Here is a 23,562-nt window from a genome sequence, read left to right as displayed (position 1 = left end):
GCAGCATGGCTACCCATGACCCCGAGCTGAGGAAAGAACTCGACGCGACCCTGCAGACACGCAAGGAGCTGGGGCCGGAGTACGAGTCCGAGCTGGTCGAGTCCTTCCTGGAGAAGCTCGACACGACGGTCGACCAGCGGGTGCGCCGGCAGTTCGCCGAGCAGCAGATGCAGGTCGCGCGCGGTGCGCAGCCGCCCAGGGCGCGCGCGGCGCCCGGCGGTGGCGGCAGCGGCTATGCGGAGCGCTTCGGCTTCGCGACGGTCTCGCTGGTCCTCGCGGTCCCGCTGTCCGCGATCAGCGCGGTGAACGCGGGCCTGACCGGGCTGATCGTCAGCTGGGCCGGCATCGTCGGCGTCAACGCGGTGCACGCGTCCGGCTTCTTCAAGCGCTCCCGCCAGAACGCCGAACAGGACGGGGACGGCTGGGAGTAGACAGGAAGCCGGTCCTCGTACGGGCGCGGTGGTGGCGCGGGGACCGCCGCACCCCGGCCGGTGGCCGAGGGCGGGACGACGGCGGTCCCCGCGGGGGACGCGGGCCGGGTCAGGGCCGGCTGTGCGCGTCCGGGCGATCTTCGGAAGGTCCGGGAGCCGCTCCGGAAGTCCGTATCGCCACCGTCACCAATGTGCCCGCTCAGTGTTAAGTCCGTGCTGCGGGCGCGTGACGCATACGTACACCTTGCGGCGGCCGGACGTTTCCTGACGGTCGCTTGACGCCGGCTGTCCTCGGCGCGGAGCGACCCCGCGGACGAACCCCGCCGCCTACGGGTGCTAGCCCTGCTTCGCCTCCCGCGCCAGGAACGCCAGCAGGTCCTGCCGGCTGACGACGCCCTTCGGCTTGCCCTCGACGAGCACGATCGCCGCGTCCGCCTTCTCCAGGACCGCCATCAGGTCACCGACCGGCTCGCCCGAGCCGACCTGCGGCAGCGGCGGGCACATGTGCTTCTCCAGCGGGTCGCCGAGCGACGCGCGCTGCGCGAACAGCGCGTCCAGCAGCTCCCGCTCCACGACCGAGCCGACGACCTCCGCCGCCATCACGTCCGGGTGCCCGGCGCCCGGCTTGACGATCGGCATCTGCGAGACGCCGTACTCCCGCAGCACGTCGATGGCCTCGCCGACGGTCTCCTCCGGGTGCATGTGGACCAGCGAGGGCAGTGCGCCCTCCTTGTACCGCAGCACGTCACTGACGCGCGCCGCGGGACCGGCGTCCTCCAGGAAGCCGTAGTCCGCCATCCACTCGTCGTTGAAGATCTTGCTGAGGTAGCCGCGGCCGCTGTCCGGCAGCAGGACGACGACCACGTCGTCCGGGCCGAGCTTCTTGGCGACCTCCAGGCCCGCCACGACCGCCATGCCGCAGGAGCCGCCGACCAGCAGGCCCTCCTCCTTGGCCAGCCGCCGGGTCATCTGGAAGGCGTCCTTGTCGGAGACCGCCACGATCTCGTCCGCGACCGTACGGTCGTAGGCGCTCGGCCAGAAGTCCTCACCGACGCCCTCGATGAGGTACGGGCGGCCCGAGCCGCCGCTGTAGACGGAGCCCTCCGGGTCGGCGCCGACGACCTTGACCCGGCCTTCGCTGGCCTCCTTCAGGTACCGGCCGGTGCCGCTGATGGTGCCGCCGGTGCCGACGCCCGCGACGAAGTGAGTGATTTTCCCCTCGGTCTGTTCCCACAGCTCGGGACCGGTCGTCTCATAGTGCGAACGCGGGTTGTTCGGGTTGCTGTACTGGTCCGGCTTCCAGGCGCCCGGGGTCTCACGGACCAGCCGGTCCGAGACGTTGTAGTACGAGTCCGGGTGCTCGGGGTCCACCGCGGTCGGGCAGACCACGACCTCGGCGCCGTACGCGCGCAGCACGTTGATCTTGTCGGTGGACACCTTGTCCGGGCAGACGAAGATGCACTTGTAGCCCTTCTGCTGGGCCACGATCGCCAGGCCCACCCCGGTGTTCCCCGAGGTCGGCTCGACAATGGTGCCGCCCGGCTTCAGCTCGCCGGACTGCTCGGCGGCCTCGATCATCCGCACCGCGATCCGGTCCTTCACGGACCCGCCCGGGTTGAAGTACTCGACCTTCACCAGGACGGTGGCCTGGATTCCTCGGGTGACGTTGTTGAGCTTCACCAGCGGGGTGTCGCCGACGAGCTCGATCATGGATTCGTAAAACTGCACGGTGGTCTCCGCTGTCGGGGGCGCGCTGTCCTGCGCCCATCCGACCAGCCTATTGCCCGCTCCCGGGACGGCGCCGTGCGTTGCGCGGGCCGCCCGACGGGGCACCACCTTGTTGTACCGCTTCTTGTTCCGGCCGCTACGGACATCCTGTACGGGCCGCGCGTCCGGCTCCGGGCCGGCTCCACCCATCCACAGTCACCACACGTTTTCGAACGCACTGCACGGGGAGGTGCCCGGCCTTATGCCGATGACGATGTCCAGGGCGAGGGTGGCACGGCGGATCGCCGCCGCCGCCGCGGTGGGCGGCGGCGGGATCGGTCTGCTCGGCGTGGCCGGTGTCGGCCTGCTGCTGACCGAGGTCCGCCTCGCCCGCCGCACGGTCGGCGGCTCCAGCGCCGTCCCGCCCGGCGCCGACGGCCGCTACGGCTCCGCCTTCGCCCACCGCACCGACCGGCCGCCGCTGCGGCTGGGCTTCCTCGGCGACTCCACAGCCGCGGGCCAGGGCGTGCACCGCCCCCGCCAGACGCCGGGGGCCCTGCTCGCCTCCGGCCTCGCCGCGGTCGCGGAGCTGCCGGTGGACCTGCGCAACGTGGCGCTGCCCGGCGCCCAGTCCGACGACCTCGACCGGCAGGTCACGCTCCTTCTGGAGGGGCCGGAGCCCGCTCCCGACGTCGCCGTCATCATGATCGGCGCCAATGACGTCACCCACCGCATGCCGCTCGCCCGCTCCGTGCGGCTGCTGTCCGATGCGGTGCGGCGGCTGCGCGAGGCCGGCTGCGCCGTGGTCGTCGGCACCTGCCCCGACCTGGGCACCATCGAGCCGGTCTACCAGCCGCTGCGCTGGGTCGCGCGCCGCCTGTCCCGGCAGCTCGCCGCCGCGCAGACCATCGGCGTGGTGGCGCACGGCGCCCGTACCGTCTCCCTCGGCGACCTGCTGGGCCCGGAGTTCGAGGCCCACCCGCGCGAACTGTTCGGCCCCGACAACTACCACCCCTCCGCCGAGGGCTACGCCACCGCCGCGATGGCCGTGCTGCCCACCCTCTGCGCCGCACTCGGCCTGTGGCCCGAGGAGGAGCGCCCGGAGGCGCACCGCCGCGAGGGCATCCTCCCGGTCGCCGAGGCCGCCGCCCAGGCCGCCGACGAAGGCGGTACGGAAGTCACCCCGACCCGCACGCCGTGGGCCCTGCTCAAGCACCGGCGCCGGCGGCAGATCCCGCCCCCGGAGCCCACGGAGGCGGCGGACGCGACGGGCCGCGCGCGGCAGGGCGACTGATCCGGGCCGCCGGAGCGCGGACGCCCACCCCGATAAGCACCCGCTTAGAAAAGAGTCCCGTCTCACAACGCCGACTGCGTGACCTCCGCCTTACGGCCGGGTAACTTCCCCCACAGTCCTGCCCGTCCGCCCGTCTTCCCCAGGAGCCGTCATGCCCGAAGCCGTGATCGTGTCCGCCGCCCGTTCCCCGATCGGCCGCGCCTTCAAGGGCTCCCTGAAGGACGTGCGTCCGGACGACCTGACGGCCGAGATCATCAAGGCCGCGCTCGCCAAGGTCCCCGCGCTGGACCCGAAGGACATCGACGACCTGATGCTCGGCTGCGGTCTGCCGGGCGGCGAGCAGGGCCACAACCTGGGCCGTATCGTCGCCGTGCAGATGGGCATGGACCACCTGCCCGGCTGTACGGTCACCCGCTACTGCTCCTCCTCCCTCCAGACGACCCGGATGGCGCTGCACGCCATCAAGGCCGGCGAGGGCGATGTGTTCATCTCGGCCGGCGTCGAGACCGTCTCGCGCTCCGTGAAGGGCACCTCGGACGGGCTGCCCGAGACCCACAACCCGCTGTTCGCCGACGCCGAGGCGCGCACCGCCGCCCGCGCCGAGCAGGAGGGCGCCGGCTGGCACGACCCGCGCGAGGACGGCCTGCTGCCCGACCCGTACATCGCGATGGGGCAGACCGCCGAGAACCTGGCCCGCGCCAAGGGCATCACCCGCCAGGACATGGACGAGTTCGGCGTGCGGTCCCAGAACCTCGCCGAGCAGGCGATCAAGGACGGCTTCTGGGAGCGCGAGATCACGCCGGTGACCACGCCCGACGGCACGGTGGTCGGCCAGGACGACGGCCCGCGCGCGGGCGTCACCCTCGAAGGCGTCCAGGGCCTCAAGCCGGTCTTCCGCCCCGACGGCCTGGTGACGGCCGGCAACTGCTGCCCGCTCAACGACGGCGCCGCCGCCCTCGTCATCATGTCCGACACCAAGGCCCGCGAGCTGGGCCTGACCCCGCTCGCCCGGATCGTCTCCACCGGCGTCAGCGGCCTGTCGCCGGAGATCATGGGGCTCGGCCCGGTCGAGGCGTCCAAGCAGGCCCTCAAGCGCGCGGGCCTGGGCATCTCCGACATCGACCTGGTGGAGATCAACGAGGCGTTCGCCGCCCAGGTGATCCCCTCGTACCGGGACCTCGGCATCGACCTGGACCGGCTGAACGTCAACGGCGGCGCGATCGCCGTCGGCCACCCCTTCGGCATGACCGGCGCCCGCATCACCACCACGCTGATCAACTCCCTCCAGTGGCACGACAAGCAGTTCGGCCTGGAGACGATGTGCGTGGGCGGCGGCCAGGGCATGGCGATGGTCATCGAGCGCCTGAGCTGACCCCCGCGAGACCGTCGGCGTACGGGGCGGATGCCCGTACGCCGACGGGTGCCGTCCCCCGTGCGCGGCGCCCGTCGCGCCCCGTACGCCGCACCCGTCCCCCAGACACGCCTCCCCCGTACCCTGCGTCCCAACTGACGCACGCAGAGCGACCGTCGGTGACCTGGCTCACCAGGTGACGAGATCGCGATCAAATCTCCCCATGGATTGTGACCAAACCCCCCAAGGCGCGGTGTCCCCGCAGGTCAGCGCGGTGTCACTCGAACGCACCAGGTCCAAATCCCCGTTCTGCTCAGGCCCTCCGCCACTGGGACCGGTCGCCGACGACCGGCAGCCTGATGTAGGAAGTCGGGGGACATTCTGCTAATGGGAGTACGTCAGTGAGCGCCATCACTCTTGCCCTGCTGCTGGCCGCGGCCGTCGCCGTGACCCTGGGAGCGGCTGCCCTGCACACCGCCCACGCGCTGCGCCGCCAGGTCGCCGGGCTGCGCGCCGAACTGCTCGCCGCGCACGCCGAGACCCGCTCCGAGGCCCGGGCGCAGGCCGCCGCCGCGAGCATCCCCGCCGCCCGCCCCGCCCCGGCCGCCGAGCACGCACTCGCCGACATACGCGCCGCCGTCGCCGACGCGCTCGCCGAGGAGCGGGAGCGCGAACTGGCCGAGGCCCGCGCCTTCTGGGCCGCCCAGGAGGCCAGGGACGCCGCGGACGCCCCGTCCCTGCTGGGCCCGCTGGACGGCGGCACCGACCACCTCGACCCGCACGAGCGGCTGGACGACCCGTTCTTCCTGCCCCGGCAGGCGGACCTGGCCGGGCTGGAGCCGCTGCTCGGCCCGGACGCGCTGTACGCCGCCGACGGCCCGGCCCTGGAACCGGTGGACGCGCTGGAGAGCGAGACGGTCGAGGAGGCCGAGTCCGCCGAGCTGGCCGCCGCGCGCCGGCGCCACCCCTCGCACCCGGACTTCACCCCGTCCCCCGCCATCGGCGACCACGAGCGCACCGTCAACCGCCTGGAGGAGCTGGCCCGCGACCGCACCCCGCTCGCGGACGTCCGCCCCGGCCCGCTGGGCACCCTCGATGTGTACGTCTTCGCCGACGGCACCACGATCTGCATGACGCCCGGGCACCGGGAGACCGCCGAGCGCGTCGCCACGGCACTGAGCGAGGGCAGCGTCCCGGTCCTGCTGGGCGGCTCCGGCGTCTCCGGCGCCTACGCCCTGACCTTCTCCTGGGGCCCCGCCACCACCGACAGCGTCTACATCCTCGCGGACCGCGTCATCGCGTCCCTCTGAGAGCCGTCACGCGCCCGCGGGACCCTCGTGTCCCGCCCAGAATCCTCGCTTGCCGCCGGATATCCGGCCGGAAGCGGCCGTTCCCCGGGGACCTCAGCAGCGCACCGCGGCCTCCCGCACCAGCGCTACCGCCGCCGTGAGCGCCCGCTCGTCGCCCGCGGCGCGCACCGCCTCCACCAAGTCGTGCCCGGCCACCGCCACTTGGTCGCCGACCGCGAACATGCCCGCGTCCGGGAGCTCGTACGGTTCCCGCCGGGGGCTTTCCAGGCGCTGCGCCCGGTCCGCCAACTCGCGGGCGAGGGCCAGCGCTTCGGCCGCCGAACCGCGCGCCAGAGTGCTCTGCGGCAGCGCCCGCAGGCGGTCGGCGAGGGCGTCCACAGCGGTCTGCAAAGGCGTCACGTCAAGCACAGCCCGAGCTTATGCGCCACTCCCGGGTGGTTGCCAACACCCGAACGGTCAGGCACGGTGGGCTGAAGGACCAGCATCGAACGCGTCCGGAGGCGCCGATGTCTCAACTCTTCTCCGAAGAGACCCACCGGAACCTGCTCTCCCGTATCCCCCATTGCACCGGTCGCGAAGTCTCCGACTGGCTTCGCACGGTAGACGAAGGCCCCGCTCTCTTCCGCTTCGAGGAGAAGGTCAGCTGGCTCCGGGGCGAGCACAACCTCGCCTACGGGCACGCCAAGGCGATCGTCCACGAATACGACCTCAGGCGCGCAGCGCGCAAGCTGTAGCCGTGCCCGCCCGGAACGCCGAAGGGCCCGCGGGGAGTTCCCCGCGGGCCCTTCGTCAGGTCCGTGCACCGGGCGCCGGGCACGGTCGCCCGGCGCCGCCGCGTCAGTCCCGCAGGATCGAGATCAGCCGCAGCAGCTCGGTGTAGATCCACACCAGGGTCACCGTCAGGCCGAACGCGGCCAGCCAGGACTCCTCGCGCGGAGCGCCGTACGCGATGCCGTCCTCGATCTGCTTGAAGTCCAGGGCCAGGCACAGCGCGCCGAGCACCACGCCGACGACGCCGAACAGGATGCCCAGGCCGCCGCTGCGGAAGCCGAGGCCGTCACCGCCGCCGAAGACCATGAACAGCATGTTGACCATCGACAGCAGCACGAAGCCGAGCATCGCGATGAGCAGATAGCGCGTGAAGCGCGCGGTGACCCGCACGATGCGGGTCTTGTAGGCGACGAGCATGGCGACGAAGACCGCCATGGTGCCCATCACCGCCTGCATCGGCGCGCCGCTGAGCTTCGGGATGTCGTTGATCGCGCCGCTGAGCGCCCCGAGGAAGATGCCCTCGAAGGCCGCGTACGTCAGGATCAGGGCCGGCGACGGCTTGCGCTTGAAGGACTGGACGAAGCCCAGCACCATCGCGATCAGACCGGCGCCGACGGCGAAGCCGAGGCTCTTGGTCAGGAAGATCCAGCCGACGGCCGCACCCGCGATGACCGTGCCGAGCGTCATGCCGGTACGCAGCACGACGTCGTCCATGGTCATCCGGCCGGTCTGCGGCGCGTACGACGGCGCCTGGGTGGCCTGTGCGGCGTCCTGGGCGTAGGGGTTGCCGGGCTGGGCGTACGGGTTCGTTCCGGCGTAGGGGTTCGCTGCGGGGCCCCCGGCCTGCGGCGGCGCGTTGAAGCCGGCGTAGCCGTTGTTGTCGCGGCTGAACCCCCGTCGCGAGAAGACCGGGTTGCTGCTCCTCATCTCACTCCTCCATGGCCGCCGTGCGCGGCCTTCCCACAAGGGTAATGGCTTGGCAAAAGCGCGTTCTAGTTCTTCAGCAGGATCTTCACCCCTACCGCCGGTGGTCAATCCTGCCCGGGAACGATGCGCGCCGGTGGATCTTTCGCCTGTAGGACGTACGGGAGGCCGGGAAGGTGCCCGGACGCCGTCGAGGGACCGTACGCGGGCGGCGTGCGGTCCCTCAACGGATTTCGGCGGCCGGTGGCCGGCCGCCGGTGACGGGTCACTCGTTGTTGGTGCCGTTCTGGGAGAGCAGCGGCAGCTTGTCGATGATGTGCGACAGTGCCTGGTCCTGCTGGCTCTCGGTCGAGTTCTCGACACACTGCTGGTTCTGGTCCGAGGACAGGATGTCCTGCACACCGATGTTGACCAGCGCCACGATGTTCTGCACGTTCGTGATCGGGATACCGATGCACAGCTTGTTCAGCGAGTTGCCGATGAGCGTGGCACTCGGGCTCATGTCGCCCTCGGTCCGGTTGTTGCCGAACGACTGGGCCGAGTGGTTGCCGTTGGCCGTCCCCGTGTCACGGCCGTCGCCCACTGCCATGGCCTGCGGAGCCGCCGCCGCGGAGATACCGACCAGAGACGCGGCAACCGCCACGCCCGCCATCATCTTGTTCATCTCGAAACCCCTTCAGGAAATGAACTCCCATGACGAAGGGAGCCCTGTAAGCAACAACCCGCCACGGCCGGGAAAGTTGCGCATCATCACCCGAACAGATCGACATTCCAGTTCCCGGGCCGCTGTCCCACTCTTCCGGGTGGCTTTCGGCGGCACCGGGCGGGGACGATTCCCAGGCCCGCCGGACAACGAAAGGACAAAGATTTCCGTATGCCAGCCCCGAGGGACGCGACTCGCGTGCAAGAGGAAATCGTCGATGCGGTGCGCCGCGGCGACGATGCCGGCGTCGACACTCTGCTCGGCCGCTTTGCCCGGCTCGCTGATTTCGAGGCCCTGATGAGCCTGCGCCGGGCGTTGCTGGAGAAGCCGGACGAGACCGGCTGACCGTGGTGCGGCCACCGGCGGCGGCACAGGAAAAGGGCCCGCGCTGCCGGCCGGCGGCATTGCGGGCCCTCGCGCCGTTCACGCGGCGGCGGTGTCCGTCACTCGTTGTTGGTGCCGTTGACGGAGAGGATGGGAAGCTTGTCGATGAGGTGCGACAGCGGCCCGTCGCCCTGGACCTGGGACGAGTTCTCGACACACGTCTGGGTCTGGTCCGAGGACAGGATGTCCTGCACACCGATATTGACCAGAGACACGAGGTTCTGCACGTCCTGGACCGGCAGCGCGATACAGGGCTTGTTGAACGAGCCCTGGATGAGCGCGAACTGCGGGCTCATGTTCCCCATCGTGGACATGTTGCCGTACACCTGGGCCGCACCGTTGCCGTTGTAGGTGCCGATTTTACGGGCGTCACCGACCGCCGATGCCTCTGGGGCGGCGGCGGCCGCGATACCTACGACAGAAGCAGCCGTGGCTACTGTTGCCAGCGCCTTCTTGATCATGTGTGATCCTTCGCGTTTCGGGATGCTCTTTACCCGGGGCAGTATGAACAACTCGGTGTGCCGGGCTTGGTTTTGCTCCATCACTCAAATGATGTGGTGCACAACTGAGGGGAACAGCTGTGCCACCGGCCGGCACAGCGGCTCGTCCCTTACTGACCGTGCCGCCCCGAGAATTCGGCCGCGACCGGCAGCAAATCGTGGAACGGGCTACTTTCCGGACCCCCTGGCCACCTCGACACCCTTGAGCCCCGGTGTCTTCTGGGCGACATCCCCGACGGCGTGCACCAGCTTCCGCGTGGCGGGGGAATCCTGGAGGTCGCTGGAAGTCTCCTCGACCGTCCTTACCACCGGGTCGAGCTGCCGGCCGTCCAGCTGCTTGTTCTTCAGAGCTTCCGCAATCCCACCGTTGATGCTGAAACTCGGCCCCTGGCGCGGGGGTCCGGCGAAAACAGGGGACGCCGCTCCCAGAGCCATGGCGGAACCGGCCAAAAACGCGGCAGTCTTCGCGTACTTCACTTTCCGCTGTCCTTTCCTGAGCGGCGCTTTCGGCAATCGCAACCCAATGTGCCGCGCGACCTTTCCGGCATTGCCCGGACCACCGCCCTTCTGGTTTTCAACGATTTCGGCCCGAAAGAGAAACCCAACCGTTTCGCCGCTTCCCGGCCCCCTCGAACGCGACCGGCCCCGGCACGCTTGGCTGGCGCGCCGGGGCCTTTCGCTCCATGCTCTGCTACCCGTCCGACGCGATACGTCAGTCGTTGACGCAGGTGTTGCCGAACGCCGGGTTCAGCAGCCCGATGATGTCGATCGAGTTCCCGCAGAGGTTGATCGGGATGTGGATCGGGACCTGCAGGACGTTGCCGGAGAGAACGCCGGGGGAGTTCTGCGCGGCGCCCGAGGTACCCGCATCGGCGAACGCCGGGGTGGCGGCCCCGACCGCCATGAGCGTTCCAGCAGCGACTGCGGCAACCTTCGCGTACTTCACTTTCAGCCCTTTCCGCAGCGGAGTCTGAAACGGTCACGTCCTTCGTGCCGCACGGGCGCCCTCAGGATTGCCCGTAACACCGCTACCAATATGTGTAACGATTCGTCCGCGCCAACGAAACTCCCGTGGAATAGATTTTCACGAGGAATCGCCCGTATGGTTCAGCGCGGTTCAGAACAGAAGAGTGGGGTGCGAGAACTGCGCGCTTTTCACAAAGCGCAAAGGCCCGAGCCGATCAGGAGGAGAGAACCGACGTCCCGGGCCTTTTACGGCACTCCGGCTCAGCTGTTGTTGACGCCGTTCTCGGACAGCAGCGGCAGCTTGTCGATGATGTGCGACAGCGCCTGGTCGCCCTGCGACTCGGTCGAGTTCTCGACACACTGCTGGTTCTGGTCGGAGGACAGGATGTCCTGTACGCCGATGTTGACCAGGGCCACGATGTTCTGCACGTTCGTGATCGGGATGCCGAGGCAGGGCTTGTTGAGCGTGCCTTGGATCAGGCTCAGCTGCGGGGACATGTCGCCCTCGGTGTCGGAGTTACCGAAAGCCTGCCCCGCGCCGTTGCCGTTGGCGGTCGACGTTCCGCGTCCGTCACCGACCGCCATGGCCTGCGGAGCCGCCATGGCCGAGACGCCGACGATGGACGCAGCTACGGCCGTCGTGGCCAGGAACTTCTTGATCACGATTCACCCTTCTCGAAGCGGAGTGCCCGTTTCCGGAGCGTCCTGGACAACTCGCGTCCGCCAGTTCAGTTTCGCCGGTTCACCCGAATGCCACGAAACCGTAGACACATATCACCGCACTGCCACGCGGCCGGCCGATGCGCCGGGCATTCGAAAGTCCGGGCGCCGGTCGCGGACACTCGTCATCGCGTAAATGAACGAAACCGCCACCGTGGCACCCGCCGCGCCTTTTCCCGGACCGGCTGTCATAATTCGGCCGCACACAGAGTGCCGCACAGAGAAAGGCCCCGCGCGCCGCGGGGCCTTTCGAGGTCTCAGCGGACCGGCGGCACGCGGTGCCGCCCGTCCTGCCGGGGCCGGTTCACTGCTCGACGTTGCCGATCGCCAGGCCGACCTTGGTGACGTTCTTCTTGTACTTGAACTTGTACGTGTCGTTGTCGTTGTACGTGTACGCCTTGTTGTCGTTGTACTCGTTGTGCTCCTTGTGCACGCGGTCACAGTGGAACTTGCCGTACTTGGCAGCGCAGTTGCTGCCGGAGGTGTGGCGCGGTGCGTCGTCCCAGGACGCTGCGGAGGCCATGCCCGAGAGCGGAACGATGGCAAGGGCCGCGATGGCGACCGAGCCGGCGGTACGACCGATGAACTTGCGCATGCTTTCTCTCCTCGTGCGCAGAAATGTGACACGGGATGTCTACCGCGGCCGCATCCGATCGAACACGCACTGCCATGTGATATATCTGTTCGGGTCCGAAGTGCGACCATTTGCAGCACCAGCGTTTCCCCACGGGAAATGCTTGCGCTATCCAGGGCCGCGCGCATTCTCGGGGTGCGCCGAATGCGGCCCCGCCCGGCGCCCGGACCGGCGCCGACGGCGGCCGGGCGGCACACGCGCCGTACCGGGGACCCGGCGCCGCGGGCCGGGACGGCCCGCCCGGCACACTGGGCGGTAGCGGGGATGCGCCCCGGGAGTCCGGCCCGTCCGGGCGCACACGTGGAGGAGCGATGTCCCAAGGCAAGCGGCGCTTGACGATCACCACGGTCGTCGACGCCCAGGAGTGCGCGGTGCTCCGGGTGGCCGGGGAACTGGACGTGCACGCCGAGCGGCAGTTCCTGGACGAGTCCGGGGCGGTGATCGCGGCCGGGCACCGGTTCCTGGTGCTGGACCTGACCGCGCTGCGGTTCTGCGACTCCCGCGGCCTGAACTGCCTGCTCGCCCTGGACTGGCTGTGCCGGCGGATGAACGGGCGGCTGCTGCTCGCCTCCCTGGGCGTCCGCGTCCTGCACGTCCTCCTGGTCACCCGGGCCGTGGAGGCGCTGGCCTGCTTCCCCACCGTCGGCCACGCGCTGGCCGCCGTACCGGCCGAGGTCCGCCCGGTCTGGCCGCCCGGCGGCGGGCCCGCGGACGGGGACGGCCGGGACACCGGTGACGGCGATGACGTCAAGACCGGTGACGGGGACGCGCACCGGTCGTACGATCGGGAACAGCCGTAGCGCGACGGCCGGGACGGGAGCCGGCCGGGACCGCTCGCCGGGCGGGCCGGTCCGCGGCACCGGCGGCCATGTGCTGTGCCCGGAGCCGGACTTGAACCGGCACGGCCCGAAGGCCAGCGAGGTTTAAGCTCGCCGTGTCTGCATTCCACCATCCGGGCCTGGGATCCCCCATGCCACCTCAAAGGGGGCAGCACGAGCCTAGCCCGCAGTACCGTCTGAACAGGGGGCCGTCTTCCCGAGGTTGTCTTATTTTATTGGCAACTGAGGGGTCATCAGCGGTTGGTACGGGCCTTCGGCACATGCCTGCGGCCCACCCTCGCCGTTCCGGCGCCTGCTCCCGGCCGGGTCCGGATTGACGGAAACTCGATGCCGTGCGCGCGCCCCCGCGAGCGCCCTTCCCGCGCCCTTCGCCTCAGGGTCGCCGTCATACCCAGGGATGACCGAAGGGCCGTTCGGATACCCCGCAGGGCTCCCCCAGGACCGGCTCACGGGCTGACGTTGCCGTACCGGGGCCTCCCCCACGATGGAAGGGGCCGCGTTCCACCGGCCCCGACGGTTCCGACGTTCGACAGGAGTCCTTTCCCGTGACCAGCCCCCGCACCGGCGTTCCCACCGCCACCCGCACCACGGTGGCCGCACGCGCCACGGATCTCACCAAGGTCTACGGACAGGGCGAGACCCAGGTCGTCGCGCTGGACCAGGTGTCGGTCGAGTTCCGCCAGGCGGAGTTCACCGCGATCATGGGCCCCTCCGGCTCCGGCAAGTCCACCCTCATGCACTGCATGGCCGGACTGGACGCGATATCCCGCGGCTCGGCCCTGATCGGCGACACCGAGCTGAACGGCCTGAAGGACAAGCACCTGACCCGGCTGCGCCGCGACAAGATCGGCTTCATCTTCCAGGCGTTCAACCTGCTGCCCACGCTGACCGCGCTGGAGAACATCACGCTGCCGATGGACATCGCCGGGCGCAAGCCAGACCGGCAGTGGCTGGACCGCGTCGTCGAGACCGTCGGTCTGTCCGGGCGCCTCAAGCACCGTCCCAGCCAGCTGTCCGGCGGCCAGCAGCAGCGCGTCGCGGTGGCCCGCGCGCTGGCCTCGCGGCCCGAGATCATCTTCGCCGACGAGCCCACCGGCAACCTCGACTCCCGCTCCGGCGCCGAGGTCCTGGGCTTTCTGCGCAACTCCGTACGGGAACTGGGCCAGACCGTGGTGATGGTGACCCACGACCCGGTGGCGGCGGCCTACGCGGACCGCGTGATCTTCCTTGCCGACGGCCGGATCGTGGACGACATGGCCGACCCGACCGCCGACCGGGTGCTGGAACGCATGAAGGGCTTCGACGCCAGGGGCCGGGTCAGCTGACCGGTACCCGCAGCCCGTCCACCGCCCTTCTCCCACAGGACTGACGATGTTCCGTACCGCCGTGCGCAATGTGCTCGCGCACAAGGCCCGGCTGCTGATGACCGTCCTCGCCGTCATGCTCGGCGTGGCCTTCGTCTCCGGCACCCTGGTCTTCACCTCCACCCTCTCCGACGCCACGCAGAAGAGCTCCCAGAAGGGCTTCGACGGCGTGGACGTGGCCGTCCAGCCACACCGCTCGGACGCCGCCGACGCCAATCCGGGCAAGGCCCCCGGGCTGAGCCAGGCGCTGCTCGACCGGGCCGGCAAGGTCCCCGGCGCGGCCGGCGCCACCGGCACCGTCGAGGGCTTCACCGCCATCGCCGACAAGAGCGGCAAGCTCGCCGGCAACGGCGCCGGCTCGAAGGGCCGCAACTACTACCCCGGCCCGGACGGCAAGGACGCCCGCTTCCCGATCACGTCCGGCACCGCCCCCAAGGGGCCGGGCCAGGTCGCCCTGGACTCCGGGACCGCCGAGCAGACCGGTTACAAGGTCGGCGACACCGTACGGCTGTCCGTCGACGGGCCGGTCCGCGAGATGAAGGTCTCCGGCATCTTCACCACGGACGACGGCGCGGTCGCCGCGGGCGGCAGCCTCGCGCTGTTCGACACCGCGACGGCGCAGAAGCTGTTCGCCGAGCCCGGCGAGTTCAGCGAGATCGACGTGAAGGCCGCACCCGGCACGTCCCAGGACGCGCTGAAGTCGGCGGTCGACAAGGTGCTGCCGGACACCGCCGAGTCCGTCACCGGCAAGAAGATGGCCGACGACCAGGCCGAGATGATCGCCAAGAGCATGGACGGCATGAAGACCGGCCTGCTGGTCTTCGCCGGCATCGCGCTCTTCGTCGGCATCTTCATCATCGCCAACACCTTCACCATGCTGGTCGCCCAGCGCACCAAGGAACTGGCCCTGATGCGCGCGGTCGGCGCCAGCCGCCGCCAGGTCACCCGCTCGGTGCTCATCGAGGCGTTCGTGGTCGGCGCGGTCGCCGCCGTCACGGGCCTGCTGGCCGGTATCGGCATCGGCGCCGGGCTGCGCGCGCTGACCGGCGCCCTCGGCAGCGTCCCGGACGGCCCGCTGGTCGTCGCCCCCTCGACCGTCATCACCTCGCTGCTCGTCGGCGTCGTGGTGACGGTGCTCGCCGCCTGGCTGCCGGGCCGCCGGGCCGCGAAGATCCCGCCGGTCGCCGCGATGAACAGCGTGCACGCCGCGGCCACCACCAAGTCCCTGGTGGTACGCAACGCCATCGGCGCGGTCCTCGCCGCCGCGGGCATCGCCTGTGTGCTGGGCGCCACCGCGATCGGCGCCGACGGCAAGGGCCTGATGGCGCTCGGCGCCGGACTGCTCCTGATCGGCGTCTTCGTCCTGACCCCGCTGCTGTCCCGCCCGCTGATCGCGGCCGCCGCGCCCGTCCTGCGCGCCTTCGGCATCTCGGGCAAGCTGGCCCGGCAGAACGCGGTGCGCAACCCGCGCCGTACGGCCGCCACGGCCTCCGCCCTGATGATCGGCCTCACCCTGGTCACCGGCCTGACCGTGATCGCGGGCAGCGTCCAGAAGGGCGTCGACAAGATGGCGACGGACGCCCTGAAGGCGGACTACGTCGTCGGCATGGCCACCATGGGCCCGCTCTCCCCCGACGTGGCGAAGAAGCTGGCGGCCGACCCCGAGGTCACCGCCTCCAGCCCGCTGCGCAGCGCCGCCGCCCGGATCGGCGGCGAGACGGAGTCCCTGACCGGGGTCGACGGCAAGGCGATCGGCGAGCTGACGAACCTGAAGTTCACCGCGGGCTCCCTCGACGGGCTCGGCACCCCGAAGGCGAACCGGGCGGTCGTCGACAGCGGCACCGCCAAGCGGAACGGCTGGCAGGTCGGCTCGTCCTTCGCGACGACCTTCGAGGACGGCAGGAAGGGGCGGCTCACCGTCTCCGGTGTCTTCGAGGGCAACGACATGCTCCACGGGATCATGGTCGACACCTCCGTGCTGACCCCGCACCAGAAGAAGCCCGCCGATATGCGGGTGCTGGTCAAGACGAAGGGCGGCGCGTCCGAGACCACCAAGGACTCCCTGGTCGAGACGCTCGGCAAGAACCCGGCGATCTCCGTGCAGGACAAGAAGGACGTGTCCGAGGGCATCGCGCAGATGATCAACCTGATGCTGAACATGCTCTACGGGCTGCTCGCCATGGCCGTGGTCGTCGCGGTGCTCGGCGTGGTCAACACCCTGGCCATGTCGGTCTTCGAGCGGCAGCAGGAGATCGGCATGCTGCGGGCGATCGGCCTGGACCGGTCCGGCATCAAGCGGATGGTGCGACTGGAGTCGCTGGTCATCGCGCTGTTCGGCGGGGTCCTCGGCATCGGTCTGGGCGTCTTCTTCGGCTGGGCGGCCGGTGAGCTGATCGGCTCCTCGATGGCCACGTACGAGCTGGTGCTGCCGTGGGGCCGGCTGGGCGTCTTCCTGGCGCTCGCCGCCGTGGTCGGCATGCTGGCCGCGCTGTGGCCGGCCCGGCGGGCCGCGAAGCTGAACATGCTGGCGGCGATCAAGGCCGAGTAACCGGCACCCGTACGAAGGGCCCCGGGCCCGGACCGCAGCGCGCGGCCCGGGCCCGGGGCCCTTCCGTGTGCTCCCTGCCTTCAGCCGCGCCACTCACGGGCGCGCAGCGGCAGCCCCGAGGTGCCGGACTCCGGGGTGCGGACGGCCAGGACCTGGTTGACCCCTATCTTGTTGCGCTCGAAGGACAGCGCGGAGGCGGCCATGTACAGCCGCCACACCCGGGCCCGGCCCGGCGTCGTCAGGCGTACCGCTTCCTTCCAGCGCGCCTCCAGGTTGGCCACCCAGGCACGCAGCGTCAGCGCGTAGTGCTCGCGGATCGCCTCCACGTCGCGCACCTCGAACCCGGCGTCCTCCAGCTGCCCGACGGTGCGGCCGACCGGGGCCAGCTCGCCGTCCGGGAAGACGTAGCGGTCGATGAACTCGTCCACGTGGTAGGCGTCCTCGTCCGCCAGCGGGCGGCGGGCGATCTGGTGGTTGAGCAGCCGCCCGCCGGGCTTGAGCAGCGCGTACAGGTCGGCGGCGTACTCGGCGTAGCGGGCGCGGCCGACGTGCTCGGCCATGCCGATCGAGGAGATCGCGTCGAACGGCTCGTCGTGGACCTCGCGGTAGTCCTGGACGCGGATCTCGATACGGTCCGCGAGGCCGGCCTCGGCGACGCGCTTGCGTCCGTAGGCGGCCTGCTCCTCGGAGAGGGTGATGCCGACGACCCGCACGCCGTACTCGCGGGCGGCGTGCAGAGCCATCGAGCCCCAGCCGCAGCCCACGTCCAGCAGCCGCTGCCCCTCCTCCAGGCGCAGCTTGCGGCAGATCAGGTCCAGCTTGTCGCGCTGGGCCTCCTCCAGGGTGGCGTCCGGGCTCTCCCAGTACGCGCACGAGTAGACCATCGACGGGCCGAGCACCAGCTCGTAGAAGTCGTTGCCCACGTCGTAGTGGTGGCTGATGGCTTCCTTGTCCCGGCGCAGGGTGTGCAGCGGGCCGTGGCTCTTGGGGGCCTCTTCGGCGGGCGGCTTGGGCGGTACGGGGAGGCCCGCCAGCGTCACCAGCTCGCGGGCGGCGGCACGGACCTCCGGCTTGGCCAGCGCGCGCAGGGCGGCGGCACGCCGGGGCTTCTCGGCCGCCGTACCGCGTTCCCAGATCAGCCCCGACAACAGGTCCAGGGCCTCGTACAGATCGCCCTCTACGTCGATGTCACCGGCCACCCAAGCGCGCGCAAGGCCCAACTCGCCCGGCTTGAACAGGAGGCGGCGCAGGGCACGGCGGTTGCGTATGACCAGGACGGGGGCGCCCGGCGGGCCGTACTCGCTGCGGTCCCAGGCGCGGATGCGGACCGGGAGCGGGGCTCCCAGCACCTCCTCGGCGAGCCGGGAGAGCCGTCCAGCGGCGTCGGCCATGTCGCACACCTCCGTGTTGACGGGAAGGGCGAAGAAGTTTCACCCACCACGTAAACGCCGTTCGGGAGCCCTGGTAGTCCCGCTCGTTCGTAAGGGAACAGCAAAACGGCCGCGGGGCGCCACAACGAATACGCCGAAGGGGCGGCCGCACCACGGATGGCAGCCGCCCCTTCGGCGGTGGTGTGCGGGGTGACGCGCGCCGGACGGCGTCACCCCAACGGGAAGGTCAGGAAGCCTTGGCCTTCGCCTTGTCGTCGGCCTTCGCCTTGTCGTCGGCCGCGGCGGCGGGCGCCGGGGCCGGCTTGGCGGCCTCGTAGAACTCCTCGCGCGGGTTCTCCATCGCGCCGAGCGAGGTGATCTCGCGCTTGAGGAACATGCCGAGGGTCCAGTCCGCGAAGACGCGGATCTTGCGGTTGAAGGTCGGCATCGCCATGCCGTGGTACGCGCGGTGCATGTACCAGGCCAGCCGGCCCTTCAGCTTGATCTTCGTCTTGCCGACGACGATCATCGCGACGCCCTTGTGCAGACCCAGGCCCGCGACCGCGCCCTTGTTGGCGTGGCTGTACTCCTTCTGCGGGAAGCCCCGCATACCGGAGATCACGTTGTCGCCGAGGACCTTGGCCTGGCGCAGCGCGTGCTGGGCGTTCGGCGGGCACCAGGCGTTCTCGTTGCCGGCCTTGCGGCCGACCAGGTCCGGGACCTGGGCGTTGTCGCCGGCGGCCCAGATGTAGTCGGTGCCCTGCACCTGGAGGGTGGCCTGCGTGTCGACGTGACCGCGCGGGCCCAGCGGCAGGCCGAAGCGCGAGAGCGCCGGGTTCGGCTTGACGCCGGCGGTCCACACGATGGTGTTGGAGTCGACCTCCAGGTCGTTGCTCAGCACCACGTGGCCGTCGACGCAGGACTTGGTGCTGGTGCCGAGGTAGATCTCGACCCCGCGGCTCTCCAGGTGCTCCTTGCCGTAGGCGCCGAGCTTCGGGCCGACCTCGGGCAGGATCTTGTCCGCGACGTCGACCAAGATGAAGCGCATGTCCTCGCGCTTGACGTTCTTGTAGTACTTCGCGGCGTCGCGGGCCATGTCCTCGACCTCGCCGACGGTCTCCGCACCGGCGAAGCCGCCGCCGACGAAGACGAAGGTCAGCGCCTTGCGGCGGACCTCCTCGTCGGTCGTGGAGTCGGCCTTGTCGAGCTGCTCCAGCACGTGGTTGCGCAGGCCGATGGCCTCCTCGATGCCCTTCATGCCGATGCCGTTCTCGGCGAGGCCGGGGATCGGGAAGGTGCGGGAGACCGCGCCCATCGCGATGACCAGGTAGTCGAAGGGCAGCTCGTACGCCTCGCCGACCAGCGGCGCGATCGTGGCGACCTTGCGGTCCTGGTCGATCGTGGTGACGCGGCCGGTGAGGACCTCCGCCTTCGGGAGCACGCGTCGCAGCGGCACCACGACGTGGCGGGGAGAGATGCTGCCGGCCGCAGCTTCAGGGAGGAAGGGCTGGTACGTCATGTACGAGCGCGGGTCGACGACCGTGACCGTCGCCTCGCCGTACCGCATCTTCTTGAGGATGCGGCGTGCCGCGTACAAACCTACGTACCCACCGCCTACAACGAGGATCCTGGGACGCTCCGTGGTGCTCATGCAATCGAGTATCCACCCCCACTCGGAGCACCCCTCGTGAGCCCCTTCACAAGGTTGCGGGGGGCGTCTGCTACACTCCGCGCCTTCGTGATCGACGCCATAGCTCCACGGGGGAACCACCGTACCCTCCGAAGCGTTGGACACCCCTGTTGATCAGGGATTGCGACCTCGGGAACGGCTGGACCAGCCGTCCCGTAAGGATCTCTTTAACACCGCTGAAACCGCACATTTTTGCGGCGCCAGGGGCCTACGGCCTCAGAAGTAGGGCCTGGTGCCCGGTTTGTGCGCCCGGTGGGCGGTTTTTTCATGTGAAGAGTTTCACGAAGTTTTTCGCGGAAGGGGGCCTTCAGCGGCTCCGAAGGGGCCTGGAGGGCCCTGGACGGGGCGGCCGGAGGGTGCTCCGGCGCCGCCCGGACGCCAGGCGCCCGGGCGGTCGTTCCGCACGGCTTACGCGCAGCTCCAGGCGATGCCGTCCAGGATGTCGTGCTCCGAGACCACGACCTCCTCGGCGCCGGTCCGTTCCATGATCGACAGGAGGACGAGGGCGCCCGCGGCGATGACGTCCACGCGGCCCGGGTGGATGGCCGGGATCTCGGCGCGCTCCTCGTGGGTGGTGGTGAGGAGGCGGTGGGTGATCTCGCGGACCTGGGTGAGGGGGATGCGGGAGTGGTGGATGGCGGCGGAGTCGTACTCCGACAGGTCCAGGGCGATGGCGGCGACGGTGGTCACCGAGCCGGCCAGGCCGACCAGGGTGCGGGCCTCGGAGAGGGGGACGGTTTCCGCTGCCTGGTCCAGGGCCCGGGCGATGTCGGCCTTTATGGCGGCGATCTGCTCCTCGCCGGGCGGGTCGGCGAGGACCTTGCCGTCCCGTACGAGGTGGCGTTCGGTCATCCGGACGCAGCCGATGTCCACGGAGCGGGCGGCGCGTACGGTGTCCGAGCCGAGGACGAACTCGGTGGAGCCGCCGCCGATGTCGACGACCAGATAGGGCGTCGCCAGGTCGGTGCGGCCGGTCAGCTCCTTCGTGGCCCCGGTGAAGGAGAACTCGGCCTCCTGGTCGCCGGTGATCACCTCGGGCTCGACACCCAGGATGTCCACCACACCGCGTACGAAGTCGTCGCGGTTCTCGGCGTCGCGGGAGGCGGAGGTGGCGACGAAGCGGAGCTTCTCGGCACCCAGCTCACGGATGATCCCGGCGTACTCGCGGCAGGCCGCGAAGGTCCGCTCCAGGGCCTCGGGGGCCAGCCGGCCCGTACGGTCCACGCCCTGGCCCAGGCGCACGATCGTCATCCGGCGGTCCAGGTCCTTCAGCTCGCCGGTCGCCGGGTCGAGGTCGGCGACGAGCAGGCGGATGGAGTTGGTGCCGCAGTCGATGGCGGCGACGCGCTTCATTCGCCCTCTCCTTCGCCCGGCTCCGGGCAGGGGGTCACGCACGGGCCCTTGCGCCACCACTGCGGCAGCATCGCCAGCGCCTCGTCGCCGAGCGGGTTGACGCCGGGGCCCGCCGCCAGCGAGTGGCCGACCAGGACGTGCAGGCACTTGACCCGGTCCGGCATGCCGCCCGCGCTGGGGAAGCCCTTGAGCTCCTCGATCTCGTCGCGGCGCCGGATGTAGTCCTCGTGGGCGGCCCGGTACTTCGCGGCCAGCTCCGGGTCCCGGCCCAGCCGCTCGGTCATCTCCTTCATCACGCCGTTGGCCTCCAGCGTGCCGATCGCGGAGGCCGCGCGCGGGCAGGTGAGGTAGTAGAGCGTGGGGAAGGGGGTGCCGTCCTCCAGGCGCGGGGCCGTTTCGACGACGTCCGGCTGCCCGCAGGGGCAGCGGTGCGCGATGGCGCGCAGGCCGCGCGGCGGGCGGCCGAGCTGTTCCTTGAAGGCCGCGATGTCCGCCTCGGTCGGTTCGGTGCGCTCGGTCTGCGGCGGGGGCATGCGGTGTTCAGACACGGACATGATGCTTTCGGTTGTGTGGTGGTGCCGGGCTGGTGGGCGGGGCCGGGGCGGCTCAGGTGCCTTGGCCAGGCTACTTGTCGGCGGCGTCGAGGCCGTTCCAGATGTTGTCGTACCAGGGCCGTTCCGCGGCGCCCTGGCCCGTGCGCCGCTTCCCGTCGCCGGAGCCGTCCTGGACGATGTAGCCGGTCTCCCCCGGCATGACGTAGTGCAGGTGCAGCCGGGCCTGCTGCCGTACGTACTCGGGGTCCTGCCAGCGGGCCTTCTCGTCGCGCAGCTCGTCGGCGCGCTGCCCGGCCCGCTCGGCCTGGCGGCGCTGGTCGGCGATCTCGGTGCGCTGCGAGAGGTACTGCCGGGTGGGGTAGGCGAGGGCGACGACCAGCGAGCACAGGACCAGGGCGAGCAGCGCCGCGCGGCCGGTCAGGCGGCCGCGGCGGCGCGGGCGGGCGCGCTGGACGCGGGCGGCGGCCTGCTCGCCGAGCGCCTTGAGCCGGGTCGCGGTGGAGAACCGTTCCGCGGACACGTCGCCCTCCCTGGGTGAGCGGCCCGGACCGGTGCGGCCCGGAGCACGTACGTCCCCGGCAACGGTACGGGACCGCCGCCGGGGACGTACGTCATTGACTGCCGCCGGGGCCGCGCGGCCCCGGGCGGATCAGTCCATTCAGCCCTTGCTGTGCTTGTCAGTCCGCGAAGCGCTGTGCCTACTGGTCCGCAAAGCGGAACCGCGGGAAGGCGGAGCGGCCCGCGTACACCGCCGCGTCGTCGAGGATCTCCTCGATGCGCAGCAGCTGGTTGTACTTGGCGACGCGCTCGGAGCGGGCCGGGGCGCCGGTCTTGATCTGGCCGCAGTTGGTGGCGACGGCCAGGTCGGCGATGGTGACGTCCTCGGTCTCGCCGGAGCGGTGCGACATCATGCACTTGAAGCCGTTGCGCTGGGCCAGCTCGACGGCGTCCAGGGTCTCGGTCAGCGAACCGATCTGGTTGACCTTGACCAGCAGGGCGTTGGCGGAGCCCTCCTCGATGCCGCGGGCCAGGCGCTCCGGGTTGGTGACGAACAGGTCGTCGCCGACCAGCTGCACCTTGGTGCCCAGGCGGTCGGTGATGACCTTCCAGCCGTCCCAGTCGTCCTCGAACAGCGGGTCCTCGATGGAGACCAGCGGGTAGGCGTCGACCAGCTCCGCGTAGTACGCGGTCATCTGCTCGGCGGTGCGCTGCTGGCCCTCGAACTCGTAGACGCCGTCCTTGTAGAACTCGGAGGCGGCGACGTCCAGCGCGAGCGCGATGTCCTGGCCGGGGGTGTAGCCGGCCTCCTTGATGGCCTCCAGGATGAGGTCCAGGGCCTCGCGGTTGGAGCCGAGGTTCGGGGCGAAGCCGCCCTCGTCGCCCAGGCCGGTGGCCAGGCCCTTGCCCTTGAGCACCTTCTTGAGGGTGTGGTAGACCTCGGCGCCCCAGCGCAGGGCCTCGGAGAAGGACTCCGCGCCGATCGGGGCGATCATGAACTCCTGGATGTCCACGTTGGAGTCGGCGTGCGAGCCGCCGTTCAGGATGTTCATCATCGGGACCGGCAGCACGTGGGCGTTCGGGCCGCCCAGGTAGCGGAACAGCGGCAGGTCGCTGGCCTCGGAGGCGGCGTGCGCGACGGCCAGGGAGACGCCCAGGATGGCGTTGGCGCCGAGCGAGCCCTTGTTGTCGGTGGCGTCCAGGTCGAACATGGCCTGGTCGATCAGGCGCTGCTCGGTGGCGTCGTAGCCGACCAGCTCCGGGCCGATCTGCTCGATGACCGCGAGGACGGCCTTCTCCACGCCCTTGCCCAGGTAGCGGTTCGGGTCCCCGTCCCGCAGCTCGATGGCCTCGAAGGCGCCGGTGGAGGCGCCGGACGGGACGGCGGCACGGCCGGTGCTGCCGTCGTCGAGGCCGACCTCGACCTCGACCGTGGGATTGCCTCGCGAGTCGAGGATCTCGCGAGCTACGACGACGTCGATGGACGGCACGTTGTCTCCTTCATGGGTGTCTGGAGTTCTGCAGCACGAGCCTAACGGCCTCCCGGGGTTCCGCTCGCCGCCAGCCCGGCCCTTGGGACGAATACACCCGCAAAGCCCCTGTTCACGGGACGTACGGGCGCAATGTTCGCTGAACGGGGAAGTGGGCGCGT

Annotated in this window: 24 protein-coding genes and 1 tRNA gene; 9 read left to right on the top strand and 16 right to left on the bottom strand. The window is 70.5% G+C overall.

The window, feature by feature from the left end; translation table 11 throughout:
* Positions 1 to 5: 5 nt before the first annotated feature.
* Positions 6 to 431 carry a hypothetical protein gene (locus CP984_RS24565; RefSeq protein ID WP_003984079.1) on the top strand — a complete coding sequence of 142 codons (426 nt, stop codon included), beginning with the start codon at positions 6 to 8 and terminating at the stop codon, positions 429 to 431.
* Positions 432 to 767: 336 nt separating this feature from the next.
* Here the strand turns inward: CP984_RS24565 and CP984_RS24560 are convergent, their stop codons facing one another.
* On the bottom strand, positions 768 to 2,159 hold the full coding sequence (locus CP984_RS24560; protein WP_003984080.1) for a cystathionine beta-synthase: 1,392 nt from the start codon (positions 2,157 to 2,159) through the stop codon (positions 768 to 770).
* 241 nt (positions 2,160 to 2,400) lie between these two features.
* Between CP984_RS24560 and CP984_RS24555 the strand changes: the two genes are divergently transcribed.
* From CP984_RS24555 to CP984_RS24545, 3 genes are all read left to right on the top strand, one after another.
* The gene (locus CP984_RS24555; protein WP_003984081.1) at positions 2,401 to 3,432 is read left to right on the top strand and encodes an SGNH/GDSL hydrolase family protein; all 1,032 of its coding nucleotides are present in this window, start codon (positions 2,401 to 2,403) and stop codon (positions 3,430 to 3,432) included.
* A gap of 151 nt (positions 3,433 to 3,583) precedes the next feature.
* The gene (locus tag CP984_RS24550; protein ID WP_003984082.1) at positions 3,584 to 4,804 is read left to right on the top strand and encodes an acetyl-CoA C-acetyltransferase; all 1,221 of its coding nucleotides are present in this window, start codon (positions 3,584 to 3,586) and stop codon (positions 4,802 to 4,804) included.
* 380 nt (positions 4,805 to 5,184) lie between these two features.
* Complete coding sequence (locus CP984_RS24545; protein WP_003984085.1) at positions 5,185 to 6,093, top strand: hypothetical protein; 909 nt, start codon at positions 5,185 to 5,187, stop codon at positions 6,091 to 6,093.
* Positions 6,094 to 6,186: 93 nt separating this feature from the next.
* Here the strand turns inward: CP984_RS24545 and CP984_RS24540 are convergent, their stop codons facing one another.
* Positions 6,187 to 6,501, bottom strand: a complete 315-nt coding sequence (locus CP984_RS24540) for a hypothetical protein (RefSeq protein WP_030181258.1) — start codon at positions 6,499 to 6,501, stop codon at positions 6,187 to 6,189.
* A gap of 98 nt (positions 6,502 to 6,599) precedes the next feature.
* On the opposite strand from CP984_RS24540, the gene CP984_RS24535 reads away from it, so the two are divergent.
* The gene (locus CP984_RS24535) at positions 6,600 to 6,827 is read left to right on the top strand and encodes a DUF4287 domain-containing protein (protein ID WP_003984087.1); all 228 of its coding nucleotides are present in this window, start codon (positions 6,600 to 6,602) and stop codon (positions 6,825 to 6,827) included.
* A gap of 103 nt (positions 6,828 to 6,930) precedes the next feature.
* On the opposite strand, the gene CP984_RS24530 is transcribed toward CP984_RS24535, so the two are convergent.
* Both CP984_RS24530 and CP984_RS24525 read right to left on the bottom strand, forming a co-directional pair.
* The gene (locus CP984_RS24530; protein ID WP_003984088.1) at positions 6,931 to 7,791 is read right to left on the bottom strand and encodes a Bax inhibitor-1/YccA family protein; all 861 of its coding nucleotides are present in this window, start codon (positions 7,789 to 7,791) and stop codon (positions 6,931 to 6,933) included.
* 262 nt (positions 7,792 to 8,053) lie between these two features.
* Positions 8,054 to 8,452 carry a rodlin gene (locus CP984_RS24525; protein ID WP_003984089.1) on the bottom strand — a complete coding sequence of 133 codons (399 nt, stop codon included), beginning with the start codon at positions 8,450 to 8,452 and terminating at the stop codon, positions 8,054 to 8,056.
* A gap of 237 nt (positions 8,453 to 8,689) precedes the next feature.
* On the opposite strand from CP984_RS24525, the gene CP984_RS41435 reads away from it, so the two are divergent.
* Positions 8,690 to 8,836 carry a hypothetical protein gene (locus CP984_RS41435; RefSeq protein WP_156100300.1) on the top strand — a complete coding sequence of 49 codons (147 nt, stop codon included), beginning with the start codon at positions 8,690 to 8,692 and terminating at the stop codon, positions 8,834 to 8,836.
* 98 nt (positions 8,837 to 8,934) lie between these two features.
* Here the strand turns inward: CP984_RS41435 and CP984_RS24520 are convergent, their stop codons facing one another.
* From CP984_RS24520 to CP984_RS24500, 5 genes are all read right to left on the bottom strand, one after another.
* The gene (locus tag CP984_RS24520) at positions 8,935 to 9,336 is read right to left on the bottom strand and encodes a rodlin (RefSeq protein ID WP_003984090.1); all 402 of its coding nucleotides are present in this window, start codon (positions 9,334 to 9,336) and stop codon (positions 8,935 to 8,937) included.
* Between the two features lie 207 nt (positions 9,337 to 9,543).
* Complete coding sequence (locus CP984_RS24515; protein WP_003984091.1) at positions 9,544 to 9,852, bottom strand: hypothetical protein; 309 nt, start codon at positions 9,850 to 9,852, stop codon at positions 9,544 to 9,546.
* A 235-nt stretch (positions 9,853 to 10,087) separates the two neighbouring features.
* Complete coding sequence (locus tag CP984_RS24510) at positions 10,088 to 10,321, bottom strand: chaplin (protein ID WP_030181264.1); 234 nt, start codon at positions 10,319 to 10,321, stop codon at positions 10,088 to 10,090.
* A gap of 281 nt (positions 10,322 to 10,602) precedes the next feature.
* Positions 10,603 to 11,004 carry a rodlin gene (locus CP984_RS24505; protein WP_003984093.1) on the bottom strand — a complete coding sequence of 134 codons (402 nt, stop codon included), beginning with the start codon at positions 11,002 to 11,004 and terminating at the stop codon, positions 10,603 to 10,605.
* A 361-nt stretch (positions 11,005 to 11,365) separates the two neighbouring features.
* Entirely contained in the window at positions 11,366 to 11,656 is a 291-nt protein-coding gene (locus tag CP984_RS24500; protein WP_003984094.1) for a hypothetical protein, read from the bottom strand.
* 350 nt (positions 11,657 to 12,006) lie between these two features.
* On the opposite strand from CP984_RS24500, the gene CP984_RS24495 reads away from it, so the two are divergent.
* A complete protein-coding gene (locus CP984_RS24495) occupies positions 12,007 to 12,495 on the top strand; it encodes an STAS domain-containing protein (protein WP_003984095.1) in 489 nt (162 codons plus the stop codon).
* Positions 12,496 to 12,571: 76 nt separating this feature from the next.
* Here the strand turns inward: CP984_RS24495 and CP984_RS24490 are convergent.
* Positions 12,572 to 12,653: transfer RNA gene (locus tag CP984_RS24490), tRNA-Leu, on the bottom strand.
* A 426-nt stretch (positions 12,654 to 13,079) separates the two neighbouring features.
* On the opposite strand from CP984_RS24490, the gene CP984_RS24485 reads away from it, so the two are divergent.
* Both CP984_RS24485 and CP984_RS24480 read left to right on the top strand, forming a co-directional pair.
* A complete protein-coding gene (locus tag CP984_RS24485; RefSeq protein ID WP_003984096.1) occupies positions 13,080 to 13,859 on the top strand; it encodes an ABC transporter ATP-binding protein in 780 nt (259 codons plus the stop codon).
* A gap of 46 nt (positions 13,860 to 13,905) precedes the next feature.
* Positions 13,906 to 16,446: an ABC transporter permease gene (locus CP984_RS24480; RefSeq protein ID WP_003984098.1), complete on the top strand. Its 2,541-nt coding sequence runs from the start codon at positions 13,906 to 13,908 to the stop codon at positions 16,444 to 16,446.
* 80 nt (positions 16,447 to 16,526) lie between these two features.
* Here CP984_RS24480 and CP984_RS24475 read toward each other — a convergent pair whose 3' ends face one another.
* From CP984_RS24475 to eno, 6 genes are all read right to left on the bottom strand, one after another.
* The gene (locus CP984_RS24475) at positions 16,527 to 17,837 is read right to left on the bottom strand and encodes an SAM-dependent methyltransferase (protein ID WP_003984099.1); all 1,311 of its coding nucleotides are present in this window, start codon (positions 17,835 to 17,837) and stop codon (positions 16,527 to 16,529) included.
* A 226-nt stretch (positions 17,838 to 18,063) separates the two neighbouring features.
* Entirely contained in the window at positions 18,064 to 19,467 is a 1,404-nt protein-coding gene (locus CP984_RS24470; protein WP_030181267.1) for an NAD(P)/FAD-dependent oxidoreductase, read from the bottom strand.
* A 447-nt stretch (positions 19,468 to 19,914) separates the two neighbouring features.
* Positions 19,915 to 20,859, bottom strand: a complete 945-nt coding sequence (locus CP984_RS24465) for a Ppx/GppA phosphatase family protein (protein WP_003984101.1) — start codon at positions 20,857 to 20,859, stop codon at positions 19,915 to 19,917.
* The gene (locus CP984_RS24460) at positions 20,856 to 21,392 is read right to left on the bottom strand and encodes a DUF501 domain-containing protein (protein ID WP_003984102.1); all 537 of its coding nucleotides are present in this window, start codon (positions 21,390 to 21,392) and stop codon (positions 20,856 to 20,858) included. Before CP984_RS24460 ends, CP984_RS24465 begins: the two co-directional genes overlap by 4 nt.
* Positions 21,393 to 21,483: 91 nt before the next feature.
* Positions 21,484 to 21,933: an FtsB family cell division protein gene (locus CP984_RS24455; RefSeq protein WP_003984103.1), complete on the bottom strand. Its 450-nt coding sequence runs from the start codon at positions 21,931 to 21,933 to the stop codon at positions 21,484 to 21,486.
* A 178-nt stretch (positions 21,934 to 22,111) separates the two neighbouring features.
* The gene (gene eno, locus CP984_RS24450; protein WP_030181269.1) at positions 22,112 to 23,401 is read right to left on the bottom strand and encodes a phosphopyruvate hydratase; all 1,290 of its coding nucleotides are present in this window, start codon (positions 23,399 to 23,401) and stop codon (positions 22,112 to 22,114) included.
* Between the last annotated feature and the right edge of the window lie 161 nt (positions 23,402 to 23,562).

Source organism: Streptomyces rimosus (assembly GCF_008704655.1).
Lineage (GTDB): Bacteria > Actinomycetota > Actinomycetes > Streptomycetales > Streptomycetaceae > Streptomyces > Streptomyces rimosus.
Note: the sequence above shows the minus strand (reverse complement) of the source record. Positions and strands in the feature narration are given on the sequence as shown.